This window comes from Devosia sp., from assembly GCF_017307565.1.
Lineage (GTDB): Bacteria > Pseudomonadota > Alphaproteobacteria > Rhizobiales > Devosiaceae > Devosia.
Genome location: NZ_JAFKHD010000359.1, coordinates 1 through 16,511, shown reverse-complemented (window position 1 = coordinate 16,511; position 16,511 = coordinate 1). Strand labels below are relative to the sequence as shown.

At 63.4% G+C, this 16,511-nt stretch carries 11 protein-coding genes; 6 read left to right on the top strand and 5 right to left on the bottom strand.

Features of this window, described 5'->3' with window-relative positions; genetic code table 11:
* The 6 genes from J0I64_RS14850 to J0I64_RS14825 all read left to right on the top strand — a co-directional run.
* A partial coding sequence (locus J0I64_RS14850; RefSeq protein ID WP_291409601.1) for a nucleotidyltransferase family protein occupies window positions 1-746 on the top strand: 746 nt, incomplete at its 5' end.
* Window positions 743-3,763 (top strand): double-strand break repair protein AddB, encoded by a 3,021-nt coding sequence (gene addB, locus J0I64_RS14845; protein ID WP_291409599.1) that lies wholly within the window; start codon window positions 743-745, stop codon window positions 3,761-3,763. The genes J0I64_RS14850 and addB, both read left to right, overlap by 4 nt.
* Window positions 3,760-7,191, top strand: a complete 3,432-nt coding sequence (addA, locus tag J0I64_RS14840) for a double-strand break repair helicase AddA (RefSeq protein ID WP_291409597.1) — start codon at window positions 3,760-3,762, stop codon at window positions 7,189-7,191. Before addB ends, addA begins: the two co-directional genes overlap by 4 nt.
* A 79-nt stretch (window positions 7,192-7,270) precedes the next feature.
* On the top strand, window positions 7,271-7,594 hold the full coding sequence (gene trxA / locus J0I64_RS14835; RefSeq protein WP_035084460.1) for a thioredoxin: 324 nt from the start codon (window positions 7,271-7,273) through the stop codon (window positions 7,592-7,594).
* A gap of 146 nt (window positions 7,595-7,740) precedes the next feature.
* The gene (gene trxA / locus J0I64_RS14830) at window positions 7,741-8,064 is read left to right on the top strand and encodes a thioredoxin (protein ID WP_291409594.1); all 324 of its coding nucleotides are present in this window, start codon (window positions 7,741-7,743) and stop codon (window positions 8,062-8,064) included.
* 117 nt (window positions 8,065-8,181) lie between these two features.
* Complete coding sequence (locus J0I64_RS14825) at window positions 8,182-9,852, top strand: glycoside hydrolase family 3 N-terminal domain-containing protein (protein WP_291409592.1); 1,671 nt, start codon at window positions 8,182-8,184, stop codon at window positions 9,850-9,852.
* 6 nt (window positions 9,853-9,858) lie between these two features.
* Here the strand turns inward: J0I64_RS14825 and J0I64_RS14820 are convergent, their stop codons facing one another.
* From J0I64_RS14820 to rplT, 5 genes are all read right to left on the bottom strand, one after another.
* Window positions 9,859-11,154 (bottom strand): folylpolyglutamate synthase/dihydrofolate synthase family protein, encoded by a 1,296-nt coding sequence (locus J0I64_RS14820; protein WP_291409590.1) that lies wholly within the window; start codon window positions 11,152-11,154, stop codon window positions 9,859-9,861.
* 138 nt (window positions 11,155-11,292) lie between these two features.
* Window positions 11,293-13,716: a phenylalanine--tRNA ligase subunit beta gene (pheT, locus tag J0I64_RS14815; RefSeq protein ID WP_291409588.1), complete on the bottom strand. Its 2,424-nt coding sequence runs from the start codon at window positions 13,714-13,716 to the stop codon at window positions 11,293-11,295.
* Window positions 13,717-13,727: 11 nt separating this feature from the next.
* Window positions 13,728-14,771, bottom strand: coding sequence for an ASCH domain-containing protein (locus J0I64_RS22645; protein ID WP_366933748.1), 1,044 nt, complete (start codon window positions 14,769-14,771; stop codon window positions 13,728-13,730).
* Between the two features lie 6 nt (window positions 14,772-14,777).
* Window positions 14,778-15,908: a phenylalanine--tRNA ligase subunit alpha gene (gene pheS, locus J0I64_RS14805; protein WP_291409586.1), complete on the bottom strand. Its 1,131-nt coding sequence runs from the start codon at window positions 15,906-15,908 to the stop codon at window positions 14,778-14,780.
* 202 nt (window positions 15,909-16,110) lie between these two features.
* Window positions 16,111-16,511, bottom strand: a 401-nt coding sequence (rplT, locus tag J0I64_RS14800) for a 50S ribosomal protein L20 (RefSeq protein WP_291409585.1), incomplete at its 5' end; no start/stop codon positions are given.

The window sequence follows — 16,511 nt, the reverse complement described above, 5'->3', positions numbered from 1 at the left end:
AGAGCCCACCGCCCCTAGACAATCCCTCCCCTGCCCGGTTCTATCCCGGCATGGATACAACCGACCGATTCCCCGATGTGATGCTGCTGGCCGCCGGCCTCGGCACCCGTATGCGCCCCCTGACGGAAAACCTGCCAAAACCGCTCATTCCGGTTGCCGGCATCCCGCTCATCGAGCGCGTCATCGGCAACGCAAGGGCCGAAGGGGCAAAGCGTTTTATCGCCAATGCCCACTATCGCGCCGATCAGGTGCTGGCCCATTTTGGTGGCCTCGTAAAAGTCAGCCGGGAGGACGAACTTCTGGGCACCGGCGGCGGCGTGAAGCGGGCTTTGCCCATGCTGCATTCCGATCCCTTCTTCGTCATGAACACCGACGCTTTCTGGCCCGAAGGCAGCGACCAGCCGCTCAAGCGCATGATCGCGCGCCATACCGGCCCTCAAGACATCGTCATGCTCTGCATCCAGCCCCGCCGCGCCACCGGTTTTTCCCGCAGCCACGATTTTTGCCTCGCCCCCGATGGCCTCGTTACCCGCGACTATGGCGCGCCGATCATTTATGGCGGCGTGCTGTTGCTTGGCCGCGAAATCTTTGCCGATAGCCCCGATGGCGCCTTCTCGCTCTATCCGCTCCTCGAAGCCGCGCTCGAGCGTGAAACGCTGAAAGGCGTCGTCCTTGACGCACCATGGTTCCATGTCGGCGACCCCGGTGGCCTTGCCGAAGCCGAACGCCTCCTGGGCGCCTCATGACCATTTTCTCGATCACCCCGCATTCGCCCTTCCTGCCCACCTTGGCAGACGCGATCATGGATGGGCGCCTGCTGCGCAATTGGCCACGCGAAAACCCTTTCTGGCTGAGCGACGTCACCGTCATCCTGCCGACCCAGCGCGCCCGCGAGGCCCTTGCCGAAGCTTTCGCCAAGCACCCTGACTTTACCGGCCTCCTGCCCGATATTCGCACCTTTGGCGGCGACGAGGGCGATGAAGAACCCTTCCTGCCGCCCTTCGATGCGCCGCCAAGCCTACCGGCCGCAACGACGCTGGAGCGCCGCCTGATCCTCTCGCGGCTCGTGGCCGCCTGGGCCCATAGCCCCGCCGGCGGTCAGGCTTTTTCGACGCCGCCGACGGCCGCCGAAATCTTCTCCATGGCCGACTCCCTCGCCCACGTGTTTGACGACCTCGCCATTGCAGAACGCGGCCCCGGCGAATTGCGCGCCCTCGGCGACCAGCTCGGTCCCGAACTCGGCGCCTATTGGCAGCAGACTCTCACTTTTCTCGACATCGCCCTTTCGTCCTGGCCGCTGATGCTGGAAGACCGGAAACGCGCCGACCCCTCGCAACTCCGCGGCGCACGGCTCGACCGGCAAGCCGAGGGCGCGCCGCTGATCTATGGCGACCGCCCCGTCATCGCCGCCGGCTCCACCGGCTCGATCCCCGCTACCGCGCGTTTTCTTAAAGCGCTTGAACGCTTGCCGCGCGGCGCTCTGGTTCTGCCGGGCCTCGATACGGCCATGTCGTCGGACACCCACGCGGCCCTGCTTGATCCCGACCAGAGCCCGCACGGCCATCCGCAATATCACCTCGCAAAACTGCTTCGCACGCTAGGCGCCAGCCCGGCCGAGGTGATCGAACTCGCTCCCACCGAGCATCCGCGTACCCCGCTCCTCCACCGCGCCCTGGCCCTGACGTCCGAAACCGCGCTCTGGGCCGAGCAGCGCCCGGATGCCGAAACCCGCGACGCCGCCCTTGCCGGCGTTTCCATCATTGCTGCCCGGCATGAAGACGAAGAGGCCCGCGCCATCGCCATCGCTGCGCGCGAGGCTCTCTCCAACAAACAGACTGTCGGTATCATTACGCCTGACCGGAATCTCGCCCGTCGCATCGCCGCCGAACTCGGCCGTTTTGGGGTAGTGGTCGACGACGCCGCTGGCGCGCCGCTGTTCCAGTCGACCATCGGCCGCCTCGCTCGCCAGATACTGACGCTGGCGGTAAACCAGTGCGCTGCCGTCGACCTCATCTCCCTCCTCCGCAATCGCGCCAGCCTTTTTGGCCGTAGCCGCGGAGAAATTTCCAATCTCGCCGACGATATCGAGCTTGCTTTGCTGCGCGGCCAAAGACCGGCTCCCGGCCTCGATGGCCTGCGCGCTGCCCTCGCCGAACATATCATCCAGCCCCCCAAGGGCGCCGCGCGCCGTCTCAACGAGAGCCACGCCCCGAATATCCTCGCGCTGCTCGACGACATTGCCGCCGCCCTTACCCCGCTCACTCGCCTCCTCGCCACCCCGCTGATCCAGGCCGCCGATCTTGCCAGCGCCATCGTCGCAGCAGTCGACCTCGTCGCTGCCGGTGCCCCGGTGCGTGGTCGCGAGGAATTGCACTCCTGGGCCGATGAGATGGCCAAGCTGACCGGCGAGGGCCATGCCTTCGCCCCCGCGGGACTCGACGCCGTGCTTTCCGCCCTCATGCAGGGCTTTCAGGTCCGCAACCGGCTCGATAGCCGCAAGGACATCGCCATCTGGGGCCAGATCGAAGCCCGTCTGATGTCGCCCGATCTGATGATCCTCGGCGCCCTCAACGAAGATATCTGGCCCGAGCCGGCCGATCCCGGCCCCTGGCTCAGCCGCGGTATGCGCCTTGCCACCGGCCTCGAGCCGCCCGAACGCCTGCAAGGCCTCGCCGCCCACGATTTTGCGCAAGCCATGGGCAATGCCAGGGTGATCATCGCCTATGCCGACCGCATCGGCACCAGCCCATCCCTGCCCTCGCGCCTCGTGCAGCGGCTTGATGCCTTTGCCGGCGAAGAGGCCGCAAACGCCCTGCGCCAGCGCGGTCGCGGCTGGATCGAGGCCGCCCGCGCGATTGATGCCGTGGAGACGGTTACTCCAGCCGGTCGCCCGCTCCCCAACCCGCCCGCCGACATCCGCCCGCGAAAACTATCGGTCACCGAGGTCGAGACCCTGATGCGCTCGCCCTATGATCTCTATGCCAAACACGTACTGAAACTGCGCCAGCTCGATCCCTTGGGCGACGTTCCCGATGCGCGCGAGCGCGGCACCATCATCCACGACGCTTTCGCCCGCTTCGTCGAAGAGGGGCACGACCCCACCGCGCCCGACGCCTTCGAAAAGCTCATGGCCATCGCCGCCGACGCCTTTTCCGGTCTCGAAGCCATTGGCGAGCGCCGCGACATCTGGCTCAAGCGCTTTGGCACCGCCGCCGAACAGTTTTTGGCCTTTGAGCGCGAACGCCACCCCCGCGTGCGGCAGCGCCATGCGGAAATCAAAGGCAAGATGCCGCTTCACCTCTCTGAAGCCTTTGAAATCACCGGCCAGGCCGACCGCATCGACGAGATGACGGATGGCACCGTCGAAATTCTCGATTTCAAGACCGGCTCGCCTCCCACCCCGGCGATGATGAAGGCGTTTGAAGCGCCGCAATTGCTCATGGAAGCCGTCATGACCCAGGCCGGCGCCATGACCGGCATCGCCGCCGCCCCGACCAGCGCCCTCACCTATGTCAAAATCGGCCTCGGCCCCGAAGCCTTCGTCCCCTCCGACTTCAAGGCGTCAGACGGCATGCCGCTGATGGAAGCCGCCGACGAGATCAACCGCCGGCTGCAGAGCCATATCGACCATTTCCTCTTCCGCGAGACTCCCATGCCGGCGCGCCTGCTGCCGCTTGCCGGCCAGCGCTTTGCCGGCGCCTATGACCACTTGGCCCGTGTCGCCGAATGGACCAGCGTCGATGGCGGGGAGGACGAGGCATGAGCATGGAACGCGGAAAGCTCACCGTCCCCTCCGACACCAGTCGCGCGCAGAGCCGCGCCACCGATCCCAGCCATTCGATCTGGGTGGAGGCCAATGCCGGCTCGGGCAAAACCTTCGTGCTCACCCGTCGCGTGCTGCGGCTGCTGCTGGCCGGAGTGAAGCCGGAATCCATCCTCTGCCTCACCTATACCAAGGCCGCCGCCGCCGAGATGCGCAAGCGCGTCTCCCAGCAATTGGCCGAATGGGCCGTCATCCAAGAAGCAAAACTGCGCGAGAAGCTGACGGACCTCCTCGGCACCCCGCCCGATGCCTCCGGCCTTCACGTCGCCCGCACCCTTTTCGCTCGCGCCCTCGAGACCCCGGGCGGGCTGCGCATCCTCACCATCCACGCCTTTTGCGAAGCGGTGCTGCATCGCTTCCCCATCGAAGCCGGCGTGCCCTTCGATTTTTCGGTGATCGAGGAAGACCAGCAGACCCAGCTCATCCTCGCCGCCCGCGAAAGCGTGCTGGCGGAAGGCCTTCGCGGCGGCGCCAATGGTGCAGCTGTCGAAACGCTCTTTCATCTTCTCAGCGACCATCACATCACCGAAGCCATCGGCGCCGCGCTGTCCAAGGGCGCGCGGCTAAAGCCGCTGCTCGCCGATCCCGAAGGCGCCAAAGCCCGGCTGCGGCGCCTCGTTGGCCTGAGTAATGTTTCTGCTACCGAGCTGATCGAAAGCACGGTTCGCGATACCCTCCTCACGCCCGACGTGCTGCGCCACCTCGTCTCGACGCTGAGCGGCAATCCCGAGGGCAATCGCAAATGCGTCGATCTCCTCGCCCGACTCGATCCCGAACAACCAGACCGCGAAAAGCTCTACGCTGCCTTTTTCACCGGCAAGGGCGAGCCCCGCGCCAGCCTTCTTACCAAGGCAGAGCAGACCGCCTATCCGCACTTTCTTGAGCTGCTGACCGCGGAGCAGAATCGCCTCGTCGCGGTTGAAACCGATATCCGTGCCGCCCAGCTCGTCGAACGCAGCAATGCGGTGCTCGACATTCTCGTCGCCATCGCCAAGCGCTACGAGGATCAAAAGCGCCGCCGGGCTCTGCTCGACTTCGACGATCTCGTCGATCGCCTCGGCGATCTCTTGGACAATCTCGAGATCGGCCCCTGGGTCCAATACAAGCTCGATGCCGGCATCGAGCATATTCTGGTCGACGAGAGCCAGGACACCAATGACCAGCAATGGCGCGTGGTGCGGGCACTCGCTGCCGAATTCTTCGTGGGCGAAGGCGCCGCCCGGCGTCCCCGCTCTGTCTTTGCCGTGGGCGACCAGAAACAGTCGATCTATTCGTTCCAGGGCGCCCAGCCCGCCCTTTTCGGCACCACCGGCTACGACTTTGCCCGCCGTGCGGAAGCAGCCGAAATGGCCTTCGCGCGCCTGCCGCTCCACACCAGTTTTCGCACGCTTTCCGGCATTCTCGACGCTGTCGACAAGGTCTGCGCTCGCTCCGATATCCAGCTTGCCCTCCTCGCTGCCGATCCGGTGCTACACACCGCAGCCCGCAGCCAGCCGGGCGGTACCGTCACCCTTTGGCCGCCGATCCAGGCGCAAAAGTCCGAAGCCGGTGATGGCCAATGGCCGCTTGAGCCAGTCGAAGCCGAGCAAAGCGCCGCGCGGCAGGTGGCCCTGCGCATTGCCCGCGAGATCAAGGGCTGGATCGACAATGGGCGCCCGTTGGCCCAACGTGGCCGCGCCGTCACGGCCGATGATGTTCTCATTCTCGTCCAGTCCCGCAGCGCCCTCTTCCAGGAAATCATCCGCGCCCTGCGCCTCTGCGGCGTGCCCACTCCCGGCGCCGACCGGCTCGCGGTCACCGGCCACATCGCCGTGCTCGATCTCCTCGCGCTCATCGACGTGCTGCTCAATCCCGCAGACGATCTGCAACTGGCCGCGCTCCTCCGCTCGCCGCTCTTCGACTTTTCCGAGGACGATCTATTCAACCTCGCCAGCACCCGCGCCGAGCGGCAAACCCTCTGGTCTGCCCTCCTCGCCTCTGCGCAACCCGCATCCAGCGCGGCGGCAGAGCGCCTCACGGCCTGGCGCGCCAATCTCGATTTTGAACGGCCTTTCGAGTTCCTGACGCGGGTTCTTTATGCCGATCAGGGCCTAAAGCGCTTCCACGCCCGCCTCGGCACGGAAGTCGACGAAGTCATCTCCGAATTTCTGCAACTCGCTCTCGACCACGAACAGCGCGAACAACCTTCCCTGCAGGGTTTTGCCGCCGACATGCGCCAGCGCAATGTCTCCATCAAGCGCGAGCTGGCGGAAGGCGGCGGCGGCGTTCGCGTCATGACCGTGCACGGCGCCAAGGGTCTTGAAGCTCCCGTCGTCATCATGGCTGATGCCGCGAGCAAGCCTGCCGCCAAACAGATCGGCAGCCCGATCTATATCGTCCCGGACCATCCCGGCCCGCTCCTCATCCACGCCTCCAACCAACGCCAGCACGTGCCGGCGACGCTCGAAATCAAGGAAGAGACCGACGCCAATCTGGCGCAGGAATATTGGCGCAAGCTCTATGTCGCCATGACCCGGGCCGAAGACGAACTCTACGTTACCGGCGCGCTGACCCAAAACGGCAAGCTCGAAGGCTCATGGTATGAGGCCATAGAATCGGCTCTCGCCGACAATGCCGAGACGATCGAAGACGAAAACGGCACCTCCGCCCTCGTCTTTCCCATCGTTCGCCCGCAGCCAGTCGCCGCCATCGGTTCCTCCGCTCAGCTCCCCGCGCCTTTCGTCTGGATCGAGCCGGAACCCCTGCCCGCCTTCGCGGCGCCGGCTACCACTTCCCCCTCCCGCGCCTATGAAGCGCAGGCCAGCGAACCCGCTCTTGCTACCGCCGCCGAACGCGTGCGCGACGCCGAGACCGCGCGAAAATCCGGCATTGCCCTCCATGCGCTGCTGCAGCACCTGGGCAAGATTGATCGCGGTCTCTGGCCCAATGTGATTCCCCGCGCCCTCGAAGTGCTATTGCCCGACATGCCGGGCGAGCAGGCTCGCCTCGCGCCAAAGGCCCGCTCCATTCTCGACCGCCCGGAATTTGCCGAGATTTTCGGACCCGATAGCCGTGCCGAACTGCCGTTTCTTGTCGATGTCATTCGCGACGGGGAACCAATCCGCCTTTCGGGGCGTACGGACAGGCTCGTGGTTGACGACCACAGCGTGTTGGTGATCGACTACAAGTCCGACGCAGTGGCGCCGGAAACGGCTGACGACGTGCCTCCGAGGTACGTCACACAACTGTCGCTATATGCGCTAGTTGCAAGCCAGCTTTTCCCCGGCCGGACCGTTCAGGCGGCAATTCTGTGGACCGAATTGGAATCATTGATGAATTTGCCGTCCGAGCTTCTTGAACAAGCTCGCAGGAATTTCACCCTCAAGTGAACGATCTTGTTCTGAGGCTGGACTCTCACCAGCTTTGGGGGCAAACAACCCACCGCTTTCAACCCAAAAGGCAAAATAAATGACGAAGCACGTTTCCGACGCTACGTTTGGCGAGGAAGTCCTGAATTCCCAAGAGCCTGTACTCGTGGATTTCTGGGCCGAGTGGTGCGGGCCCTGCCGGGCGATCGCCCCCGTGCTTGATGAGCTTTCCCAGGAACTCTCGGGCAAGGTGAAGATCGTCAAGCTCAATGTCGACGAAAACCCGTCGACGACCGTGAAGTACGGCGTCCGCTCCATCCCGACCATGATTCTCTTCAAGAACGGCGAAGCCGCCGACATGAAGATCGGTGCCGGCACGCCCAAGGCAGGCCTCACCAAGTGGCTCGAAGGCCACGCCGCCTAAAAGGCCGCTGACCAATACAAAGCACCGCCGGACCCTGTTCGGCGGTGCTTTTTTGTCTCGTGGCCGACGGGCATAAAACGTCATTGCTTCCCACCAGGGACGAAGCTCGCTAGCTTCATCGAACAATACCGATGAAAAGGTGACCCATGGCCCTGCATGTGAGCGACGGCAATTTCGCCGCCGAAGTTCTCCAGTCCGACCGCCCGGTGCTCGTCGATTTCTGGGCCGAGTGGTGCCCGCCCTGCAAGGCTATGTCGCCGACCATCGACGCGCTGGCCGATGAATTGGCCGACGACTTCAAGATCGTGAAGCTCGACGTCGATTCCAATCCCGGCATTACGGTCACCTACAATGTGCGCTCCATGCCGACACTCATCATCTTCAGAAACGGCGTGCCGGTGGACACCAAGGTCGGCGCCGGACAAAGCCGCGTCCAGCTCATCAAATGGCTGGAATCGCACGCCGCCTAGGCCAGCTTCGGCGTCCTTAGATTCGCCTCACAAGCCCGTGAGGCTGGGCAGTGGCAGAGCCCCTCGGGCTCTGCTAGCACTATCGCACTGCAAGACTGCCCGTCTGGAGAGAATGCCTTGGCCCCTATCGACTTGTCCGCCGCGCCTTTCAGCCTCGACGATGAGGCCATCGCCTGGGTGCATGCGACCCGGGACGGTCTTGCCCCGCGTGACAAGCTGGCCCAGCTCTTTGTTCTCCTCGCCCGCGGCCCAGTCGACGAGGCGCTCGAAGCGGTAAAGAGCTTCCGCCCCGGCGGCATTACCCGCATCTATTCCGACGACCTCGCCAGCGAAATCAGCTTTGCCCGTCAGCTCGACGCCGTCGGCCCCGCGCCCATGCTGGTCAGCGCCGATCTTGAAGGTAGCCGCATGAGCCTGCCGTTTGGTACCTCGGTGCCAAATCCCCTCGGCCTCGCCGCGGTCGACGACGTTGAAGCCACATCAGCCATTTCGACCATCATGGCCGAGGAGGCACGGGCCGTCGGGCTCAACTGGAGTTTTACGCCGGTCATCGACATCAACGCCGCCTGGCGCAGCGCCATTGTCGGCACCCGCTCCTATGGCAGCGATATCGACAAGATCGAACGCCACGCCCTCGCCCAGATCGCCGCCTTTCAGGCCAATGGCGTCGCCGCCACGGTAAAGCACTGGCCCGGCGAAGGTTATGATGATCGCGACCAGCACCTCGTCACGACGGTCAATCCGCTCACCATTGCCGAATGGGAAGAAAAGTTCGGCCGGCTCTACCGCGCCGCCATTGAGGCAGGCGTATTGAGCGTCATGTCCGCCCACATCGCCTTCCCGGCCTTCGTGCGCGAACTCGACCCTGGAGCCACCTCGGAGGCCTTCCGCCCAGCCTCGCTGAGCCGCGTGCTCAACGAGGTTCTCCTCCGCGAACGCCTTGGCTTCCAGGGACTCATCGTCTCCGACGCCACCCCGATGGCCGGCCTGGGCGATTGGGGCCCGCGCGACGAAACCCTGCCAGAACTCGTCATCGCCGGCTGCGACGTCATTTTGTTCTCTGACGATCCCAATGCCGACCTGATGCGCCTCGTAAAGGCCGTAGCCGATGGTAGGCTTACCCAAGAGCGCGTGGACGAGGCCGTTACCCGCGTCCTGGCCCTCAAGGCCGCCTTGGGCCTTCACAGGGATCGCCCCGAGCCCAATCTCGACACCGCCAGCCGCATTGTCGCGACGCCAGAAAAGCTGGCCAAGGCGAAAGAAATTACGGCGCGCATGCCGACGCTGGTGAAGGACACGGCCAACCTGCTGCCGCTGTCCCCGGCAAAATACAAACGCGTGCTGATCTACTCTACCGGCGCCGTACAACCCTTCGCGCCCATGCCAATCCCGCTCTCCCTGCCCGACCGTCTCACACAGGAAGGTTTTGAGGTTACCCTGCACACGCCCGATCTCGCCGTGCGTGCCAGCGACTATGACCTCGTGCTCTATCTGCTGGCGGAAGAAACTCTTCTCACCCGCAGCCGCATCTTCCTCGACTGGAAGGGTCTTACGGGCTCGGTCTTCGGTGCCATGCACCGCCACTGGCACGAGGTGCCGACGCTCATGGTTTCGCTGGGTTTCCCCTACTACCTCTACGACGCCCCGCGCGTGTCGACCTATATCAACGCCTACGGCTCGAGCGACGCCATTCAGGACGCGGTGCTCGATGCGCTGCTCGGCCGAGTGCCATTCACCGGCACCAGCCCAGTCGATCCGTTCTGCGGTAGTGAGCAGGCGAAGTACTAAAACCGATCAGTTCGGCGGCGTGCCGTTTTTCGCGAGCACGTCGCCGGCCAGATAAAGCGACCCACAGATCAGCACCCGCGCATTGGGCACTTCCGCAACTACCTTCAGCGCCGTCACGATCGAGCGCAGCGGTCGCGCGTCAAAGCCAACATCCGTCGCACGAGACACGATGTGTTCCGCCGGATGAGCGTTCGGCTCGCCCGGAATGGTCAGCGCCAATACCTGCGGCCTGAAGCCGGCAAACGCTTCCAGAAACTCGCCGGGATCGCGCGTATTCATCATGCCCATGATCAGCACCAGCGGCGCCGGGCGGGCACGATCGAATTCGGCAATCGTCCGTGCCAGCGCCTTGGCGCCATGCGTATTGTGCCCGCCATCAAGCCAAAGCTCATGCCCGGCCGGCAGCAGATCGCGCAGTTTTCCCTCGCGGATCGGCTGCATACGCGCCGGCCAGGTGACCTTGCGCAGACCCTCGGCAATCGCTGTTTCATCGACCGGCAATTCGAAATGCCGCGCCGCAGCAATGGCCAGAGCCGCATTGTCGAACTGGTGCGGCCCCAAAAGCGCAGGTGGCGGCAGGTCGAGCATGCCGGCTTCGTCGGTATAGACGAGCCGCCCGTCCTGCGCAGACCCATGAAAATCCTCGCCCTGCCAGAGCGGCGTGATCCCCAGCCGATGCGCCGCACGCTCAAGGACATTGTGGCCTTCGTCGCGCTGAATCCCCATCACCGACTTCGAGCCACGCTTCAAAATGCCGGCCTTGCTGACCGCGATTTCGGCAATGGTGTTGCCCAGGAAACCCTGGTGGTCGAGATCGACTGGCGTGATGATCGTCCCAACCGGGTGCTTTACGACATTGGTCGTGTCGTAGGTCCCGCCCATGCCGGTCTCAAGCAACAGAAAATCGGCCGGCGTCTCAGCAAACAGCTTGAACGCCGTCACCGTCGTCACCTCGAAAAAAGTAATCTCGGCCCCATCATTGGCCTGCTCTACCTCTTCCAGCGCCGCATTCAGCTTTCGCGTCGACACCAGCTCGCTCGCGAGGCGAATGCGCTCGTTGAAGCGCACCAGATGGGGCGAATTGTAGACGTGTACCTTCTTACCCGCCGCCTCGAGGAAAGCGCGCAGATAGGCAATCGTCGAGCCCTTGGCATTGGTCCCCGCCACATGGATCGTGGGCGGCAGGCGATCCTGCGGATTGCCCAGCTTTTCCAGGAGCGGCAACATGCGATCCAGGCTGAGATCGATCAGCTTCGGATGGAGGCCTGACAGGCGTTTCAGAATGGCGTCGGTGCGGGACACTGGTTTTGTCTCCGAATGGCGGATCACCGCCAGCAACTTGCCGTCACCACCGGGCTTGTCCCGGTGGTCCATATATCGGCAAGAGTGGATTGCCCGGACAAGCCGGGCAATGACGACGGTGCAATAGTCTACCGTCGTTTACTTCCGCAGTTCGCCGCCGGTCGTCTTGGTGACCGCAGCAACAATGGCCGACGACACCTTCTCGATGTCCTCATCGGTCAGCGTACGGTCGCGCGGCTGAAGGGTTACTTCGATGGCTACGGACTTTTTGCCCTCGCCGACGTGCACACCTTCAAAGACGTCAAAGATGCCGACATCGGTGATGAGCGCCTTGTCTGCACCCTTGGCTGCCCGCAGGATCGTCGCCGCGGCGACGCCCTTGTCCATGACAAAGGCAAAGTCACGGGACACCGGCTGGAACTGGCTGAGATCAATCGCCGGCTTGGTCTTGGTGGCCTTCTTGCGCGCTTCGGGAAGGGCATCGAGGTCGATTTCGAACGCCGCAACCGGCCCCGAAATATCGAGATCAGCCGCCAGCGCTGGGTGCAGTTCACCGAACCAGCCCAGCGTCACCTTCGGACCCAGCGCAATGCGCCCGCCACGACCCGGATGGCTCCAGCTTGCCGCCTCGGGCAGCACCTGCACTTTTTCAACGTCGACACCAAGCGCGTCGAGCACCGCGGCAAGATCAGCCTTGGCGTCCCAGACGGAAACCGCCTCGGCCTTGCCCGACCAATGGCGACCGGCGCCGTCGATCTTGGCCGTGCCGGTGCGCACGCCCGAAGCGTAGGTGTGCTGGCCTTCCGGTTTATCGGACAGGAAGATCTGCCCAACTTCGAACAGGCTCACATCGGCAAAACCGCGATTGGCATTGCGACGCGCACCCGCCAGCAGGCCCGGCAGCAGCGAGGGCCGCATGTCGGTCATGTCGGAAGCAATGGCATTGGCCAGCTGGCGATCTTCTGTGCCGCCGCCAAAGCGCGTGGCCTCGTCATGCGAAATGAAGCTCCAGGTGACAGCCTCATCGAGACCGCGCGACGCCAGCACGCGACGCGCAATGCGGCGGCGATTCTGGATGGTGGTCAGAATGCGCGGCGCCACGTGGTTGAGGCGAGCAAGGGGCTCCACCGGCACATTGTCGACGCCCACCATGCGCATGACCTCTTCAACGAGATCAGCCTTCTGGGTAACGTCCGGACGCCAGCTCGGCACTTTCACCGTGCGCTTGTCGCCCGAACCCTCAGCCACAAAGCCGAGGGCAGCGAGAATCGCTTCGATCTTCTCCGGCGAGACCTCAAGGCCGGTCAGACGACGCACTTCGCCCAGCGGGAATTCCACGGTCGTATTGGCAAAGACGTCTTCGCCTGAGATCGCCGGCTCGGCGGGTTCGCCGCCGCAAAGCTCCAGAACCAGACGCGTCGCCAGTTCCATGCCCGGCTCCGTAAGAGCCGGATCAACCGAACGCTCCAGACGATAGCGCGCATCGGAAACAATGCCGGTCTTGCGGCCGGTACGAGCGATCAGCTCCGGGTCCCAGCTCGCGCATTCCATGAAAATATTGGTGGTCTCGTCGGTCACACCCGAGCGGATGCCGCCCATGATGCCGCCCAGGCAGAGCGGGCCCTTGTCTTCGGCGATGACGGTCATGGTCTCGTCGAGCGTGTAGACCTTGTTGTCGAGCGCATCGAACTCTTCGTCGCGCGCATTGCGCAGCACCATGGCGCCCTCGACCTTATCGGCATCATAAGCATGCAGCGGGCGACCCCAGCCGAGCGAGACGAGGTTGGTAATATCAACAATGGTGTTGATCGGACGCAGGCCGACCGCGCGCAGACGGGCCTGCAGCCAGTCCGGCGACGGCCCGTTCTTCACATTGGCGATATAGCGGCCGGCGAATTTGCGGATCGCCTTGGGCTCATCGCCCGAAAACTGCTGCGGCAGCGGCGCAATCGGGCTTTTGCCCTTGGACGGCACTGCGGAAAAATCAGTCTTCTTCAGCGCACCCAAGCCGAACGCAGCGAGATCGCGCGCCACGCCATAGACGCCGGTCGCGTCGCCGCGGTTCGGCGTGATGGAAATGTCGAAAACCACGCCATTGATGCCGGCATAGTCGACATATTTTGTGCCAATCGGCGCATCGTCGGGCAGGGTGATGATGCCGTCATGGTCGTTGAAAAGCTGCAGTTCGGCAGCCGAGCAAAGCATGCCGTTGGACGGCGCGCCGCGAATGACGACGCCGCCCTTCAGTTCAAAATCCTTGCCCGGAATATAGGTGCCGGGGAAGGCAAAGACGCTCTTCATGCCCGTCTTCACATTCGGCGCGCCGCAAACGACGTCGATCAGTTCGCCGGTGCCGGCATCGACCTTGCAGATATTGAGGTGGTCGGAATTGGGATGAGGCTTGGCCTCGACCACATGGGCAATGACGAACTTTTCGAGCGCCTTGCCCTGCGATTCAATGCCTTCCACCTCAAGGCCGATCATGGTCAGCGCCTTGCCGATCTCTTCGGTCGAGGCCGTGGTCTCGAGATGTTCCTTGAGCCAATCAAGCGTGAATTTCATGTTTTGGGACCTTAGCGGAAGTCACTCTTGCTGCCGGTAATCGGCGGCAGCGCGGACGAAAGTTGAAAGAGTTCGACGAGCACATTGGCAAAGCCGCGGGCATCGTCGATGGCTCGGTGAGTGTGGGGGATATGGCCGTAAAATTCGGCCGGCAGCTTGCTCATGCCCCAATCGAGATAGGGCGCGCCGCGCAGCGTTCCGGCCATGGTATAGAGGCAAATGCCGCCCCCGCGAAAGATCTGGCGGCCCTTGAAGGGACCGCTCAGCGCCCGCGTGCCGGCATATTCATCGAGATAATGGTCCATCCAGAGACCATCGAAAATCATCGGCGCCGCGACAAAGACTTTTGGGCCAGGCAGGCTTTCCACCCAGTCGGCAAAGCGGGGCATGACCACAACAGGGTCTTCGGCGCCCTCGGTCGCCGCCTTCCAGGCCTCGGGCTGGGTCTTCCACCAGTCCATGGTCATTTCGTTCTGCGTGCGGTCGGCCTTGGGTTTTAGCACCGCTTCGAATTCGCCATGCCGCGTGCCGTCGGCTTCGATAGCCACCGAAGCAAAACTCAGCATGGAATTGTGCAGCGGCGTCGGCCCATCGGATTCGATATCGGTAACGATGAAGATCGGTTTGGCCACGCGGTTGTAGAGTTCGCGACCAGCCGGCAACACCGTCACCAGCCGGAACTTTTCACATACAAGCTGCATGTCTGGTGAAAAGCCGCCATTGCGCGAGAAATAGGCTTCGTGCTCTAGCCGCCACTTCGCATAGGGACCTTCGCCCTCAAGATCGGTGAAGCTCGGGTCCACCGCATCGAAGGCCATGATCTCGATCGATAGCGTCTCGATCACCGCGGCCGGTTCGCCCGCGCCGTTGAGCACGACATCGCGCCGCCCGACGACGGGCATGGCTTCCTTGCCCGCTTCATAGTCGCGCAGCGCCCCGCAGGTCGCGGTCTTTTTGCCGGCCAGCACCAGGCCAAGCAATTCGTCGTTCAGCTCCGGCGAGTCGCCGAAGCTGAACGTTATGGCATTGGCATATTCGGGCGGGAGGGCGCTCATGTCAGCTTAGCTCGAAAGCCCACCAAACAGCGTCGGCAGGTCGAGCGGGCGGAACCCATAGTGCTCGATCCAGCGCTGGTCAGCGTCGAAGAAGGCGCGCAGGTCGGGCATGCCATATTTCAGCATGGCGAGGCGGTCGATGCCCATGCCCCAGGCAAAGCCCTGATAGACATCGGGATCGAGACCCGCATTGCGCAGCACGTTTGGATGAACCATGCCGCAGCCGAGAATTTCGAGCCAATCATTGCCTTCGCCGATCTTCACTTCCGAACCCGAACGATCGCACTGCACGTCGACTTCCATCGACGGCTCGGTGAAGGGGAAGAAGCTGGGGCGGAAGCGCAGAGTAACACTCGGCACTTCGAAGAAGGCTTTCAAAAATTCTTCGAGCACCCAACGCAACTGGCCGATGTGTGAATCCTTGTCGATGACGAGGCCTTCCACTTGGTGGAACATCGGCGTGTGCGTCTGGTCGCTATCATTGCGATAGGTGCGGCCGGGCATGACGACGCGGATCGGCGGATCCTGCGACGGGGTCAGGTAGGACGCAGCCGGCTTTTCATTGGTTTTCTGCATGACGCGCACCTGCACAGGCGAGGTATGCGTCCTAAGGACCTTCTTCACCCCATCCGGGCCGGGCTTCATGAAGAACGTGTCGTGCATTTCACGCGCCGGGTGACCTTCCGGAAAATTCAGCGCGGTGAAGTTGAAATAGTCGGTCTCGATATCGGGGCCTTCGGCAATGGCGAAACCCATGTCCGAGAAGATGGCCGTGATCTCGTCGATGGTCTGCGAAATCGGATGAATGCGGCCCTTGGCGGTCGGGGCCGGCGGCAGCGGCAGGGTCACGTCGACCGTTTCGGCCTTGAGGCGTGCTTCGAGCGCAGCGCCCTTCAGTTCGGTGCTGCGCGCTTCGATGAGGCCTGCAATATCGTTCTTGAGGCCATTGATGGCAGGACCGGCGCTCTTGCGCTCGTCGGCGGCCATGGAGCCCAGCGTGCCGAGCAGGGCCGAGACGGAGCCCTTTTTGCCGAGGGCGGCAACGCGGACGGCGTCGAGCGCGGCTTCGTTTGCCGCTGCCGTGATGGCGGCGGTCAGTTCGGCGCGCAGGGTTTCGATCTGGGCTTCCAAAGACATCGGGAACTCTCAGTAGACCTCATCCTGAGCTTGTCGAAGGACGGGGTCGTGGCAGGATCGGATTACCCGACCTAATGGTTCGACAGGCTCACCATGAGGTCTTCTGGGGGTTGAGGCTATAGACCAAAACAAAACGCCCCGCGCCAGCCCCTTTCGGGGTGGCGCAAGGCGCAATTTTTGACCTCAACGAGGTGGGGTTAGCTTAGGCGGTAACGCGGGCGTGGGTCGTCTGATCCACGCTTGCGAGATAAGCCAGAGCTGCCTTGGCCTTGGCGACCAGGGCGCCGAACGCTTCGGGCTGGGTGATCGCGAGATCAGACAGCACCTTGCGGTCGACGGCAACCTCAGCCTTGCTGAGGCCGTCGATAAATCGGTTGTAGGTCAGGCCGTGTTCGCGGACGGCAGCGTTGATACGCTGGATCCAGAGAGCGCGGAAGTTGCGCTTCTTGACGCGACGATCGCGATACGCGTACTGGCCGGCCTTTTCGACGGCCTGCTTGGCGATACGGATCGTAGACTTACGACGGCCATAATAGCCCTCGGCGGCCTTCAAGACCTTCTTCTGACGGGCGTGGGCGGTTACGCCTCTTTTTACGCGCGCCA

Excerpts from the sequence above, each read along its gene's own strand:
- J0I64_RS22645 (WP_366933748.1), bottom strand. The coding sequence starts at position 14,771 with ATGAGCGCCCTCCCGCCCGAATATGCCAATGCCATAACGTTCAGCTTC.
- addB (WP_291409599.1), top strand. The coding sequence starts at position 743 with ATGACCATTTTCTCGATCACCCCGCATTCGCCCTTCCTGCCCACCTTG.
- pheS (WP_291409586.1), bottom strand. The coding sequence starts at position 15,908 with ATGTCTTTGGAAGCCCAGATCGAAACCCTGCGCGCCGAACTGACCGCC.
- pheT (WP_291409588.1), bottom strand. The coding sequence starts at position 13,716 with ATGAAATTCACGCTTGATTGGCTCAAGGAACATCTCGAGACCACGGCC.
- trxA (WP_291409594.1), top strand. The coding sequence starts at position 7,741 with ATGGCCCTGCATGTGAGCGACGGCAATTTCGCCGCCGAAGTTCTCCAG.
- trxA (WP_035084460.1), top strand. The coding sequence starts at position 7,271 with ATGACGAAGCACGTTTCCGACGCTACGTTTGGCGAGGAAGTCCTGAAT.
- addA (WP_291409597.1), top strand. The coding sequence starts at position 3,760 with ATGAGCATGGAACGCGGAAAGCTCACCGTCCCCTCCGACACCAGTCGC.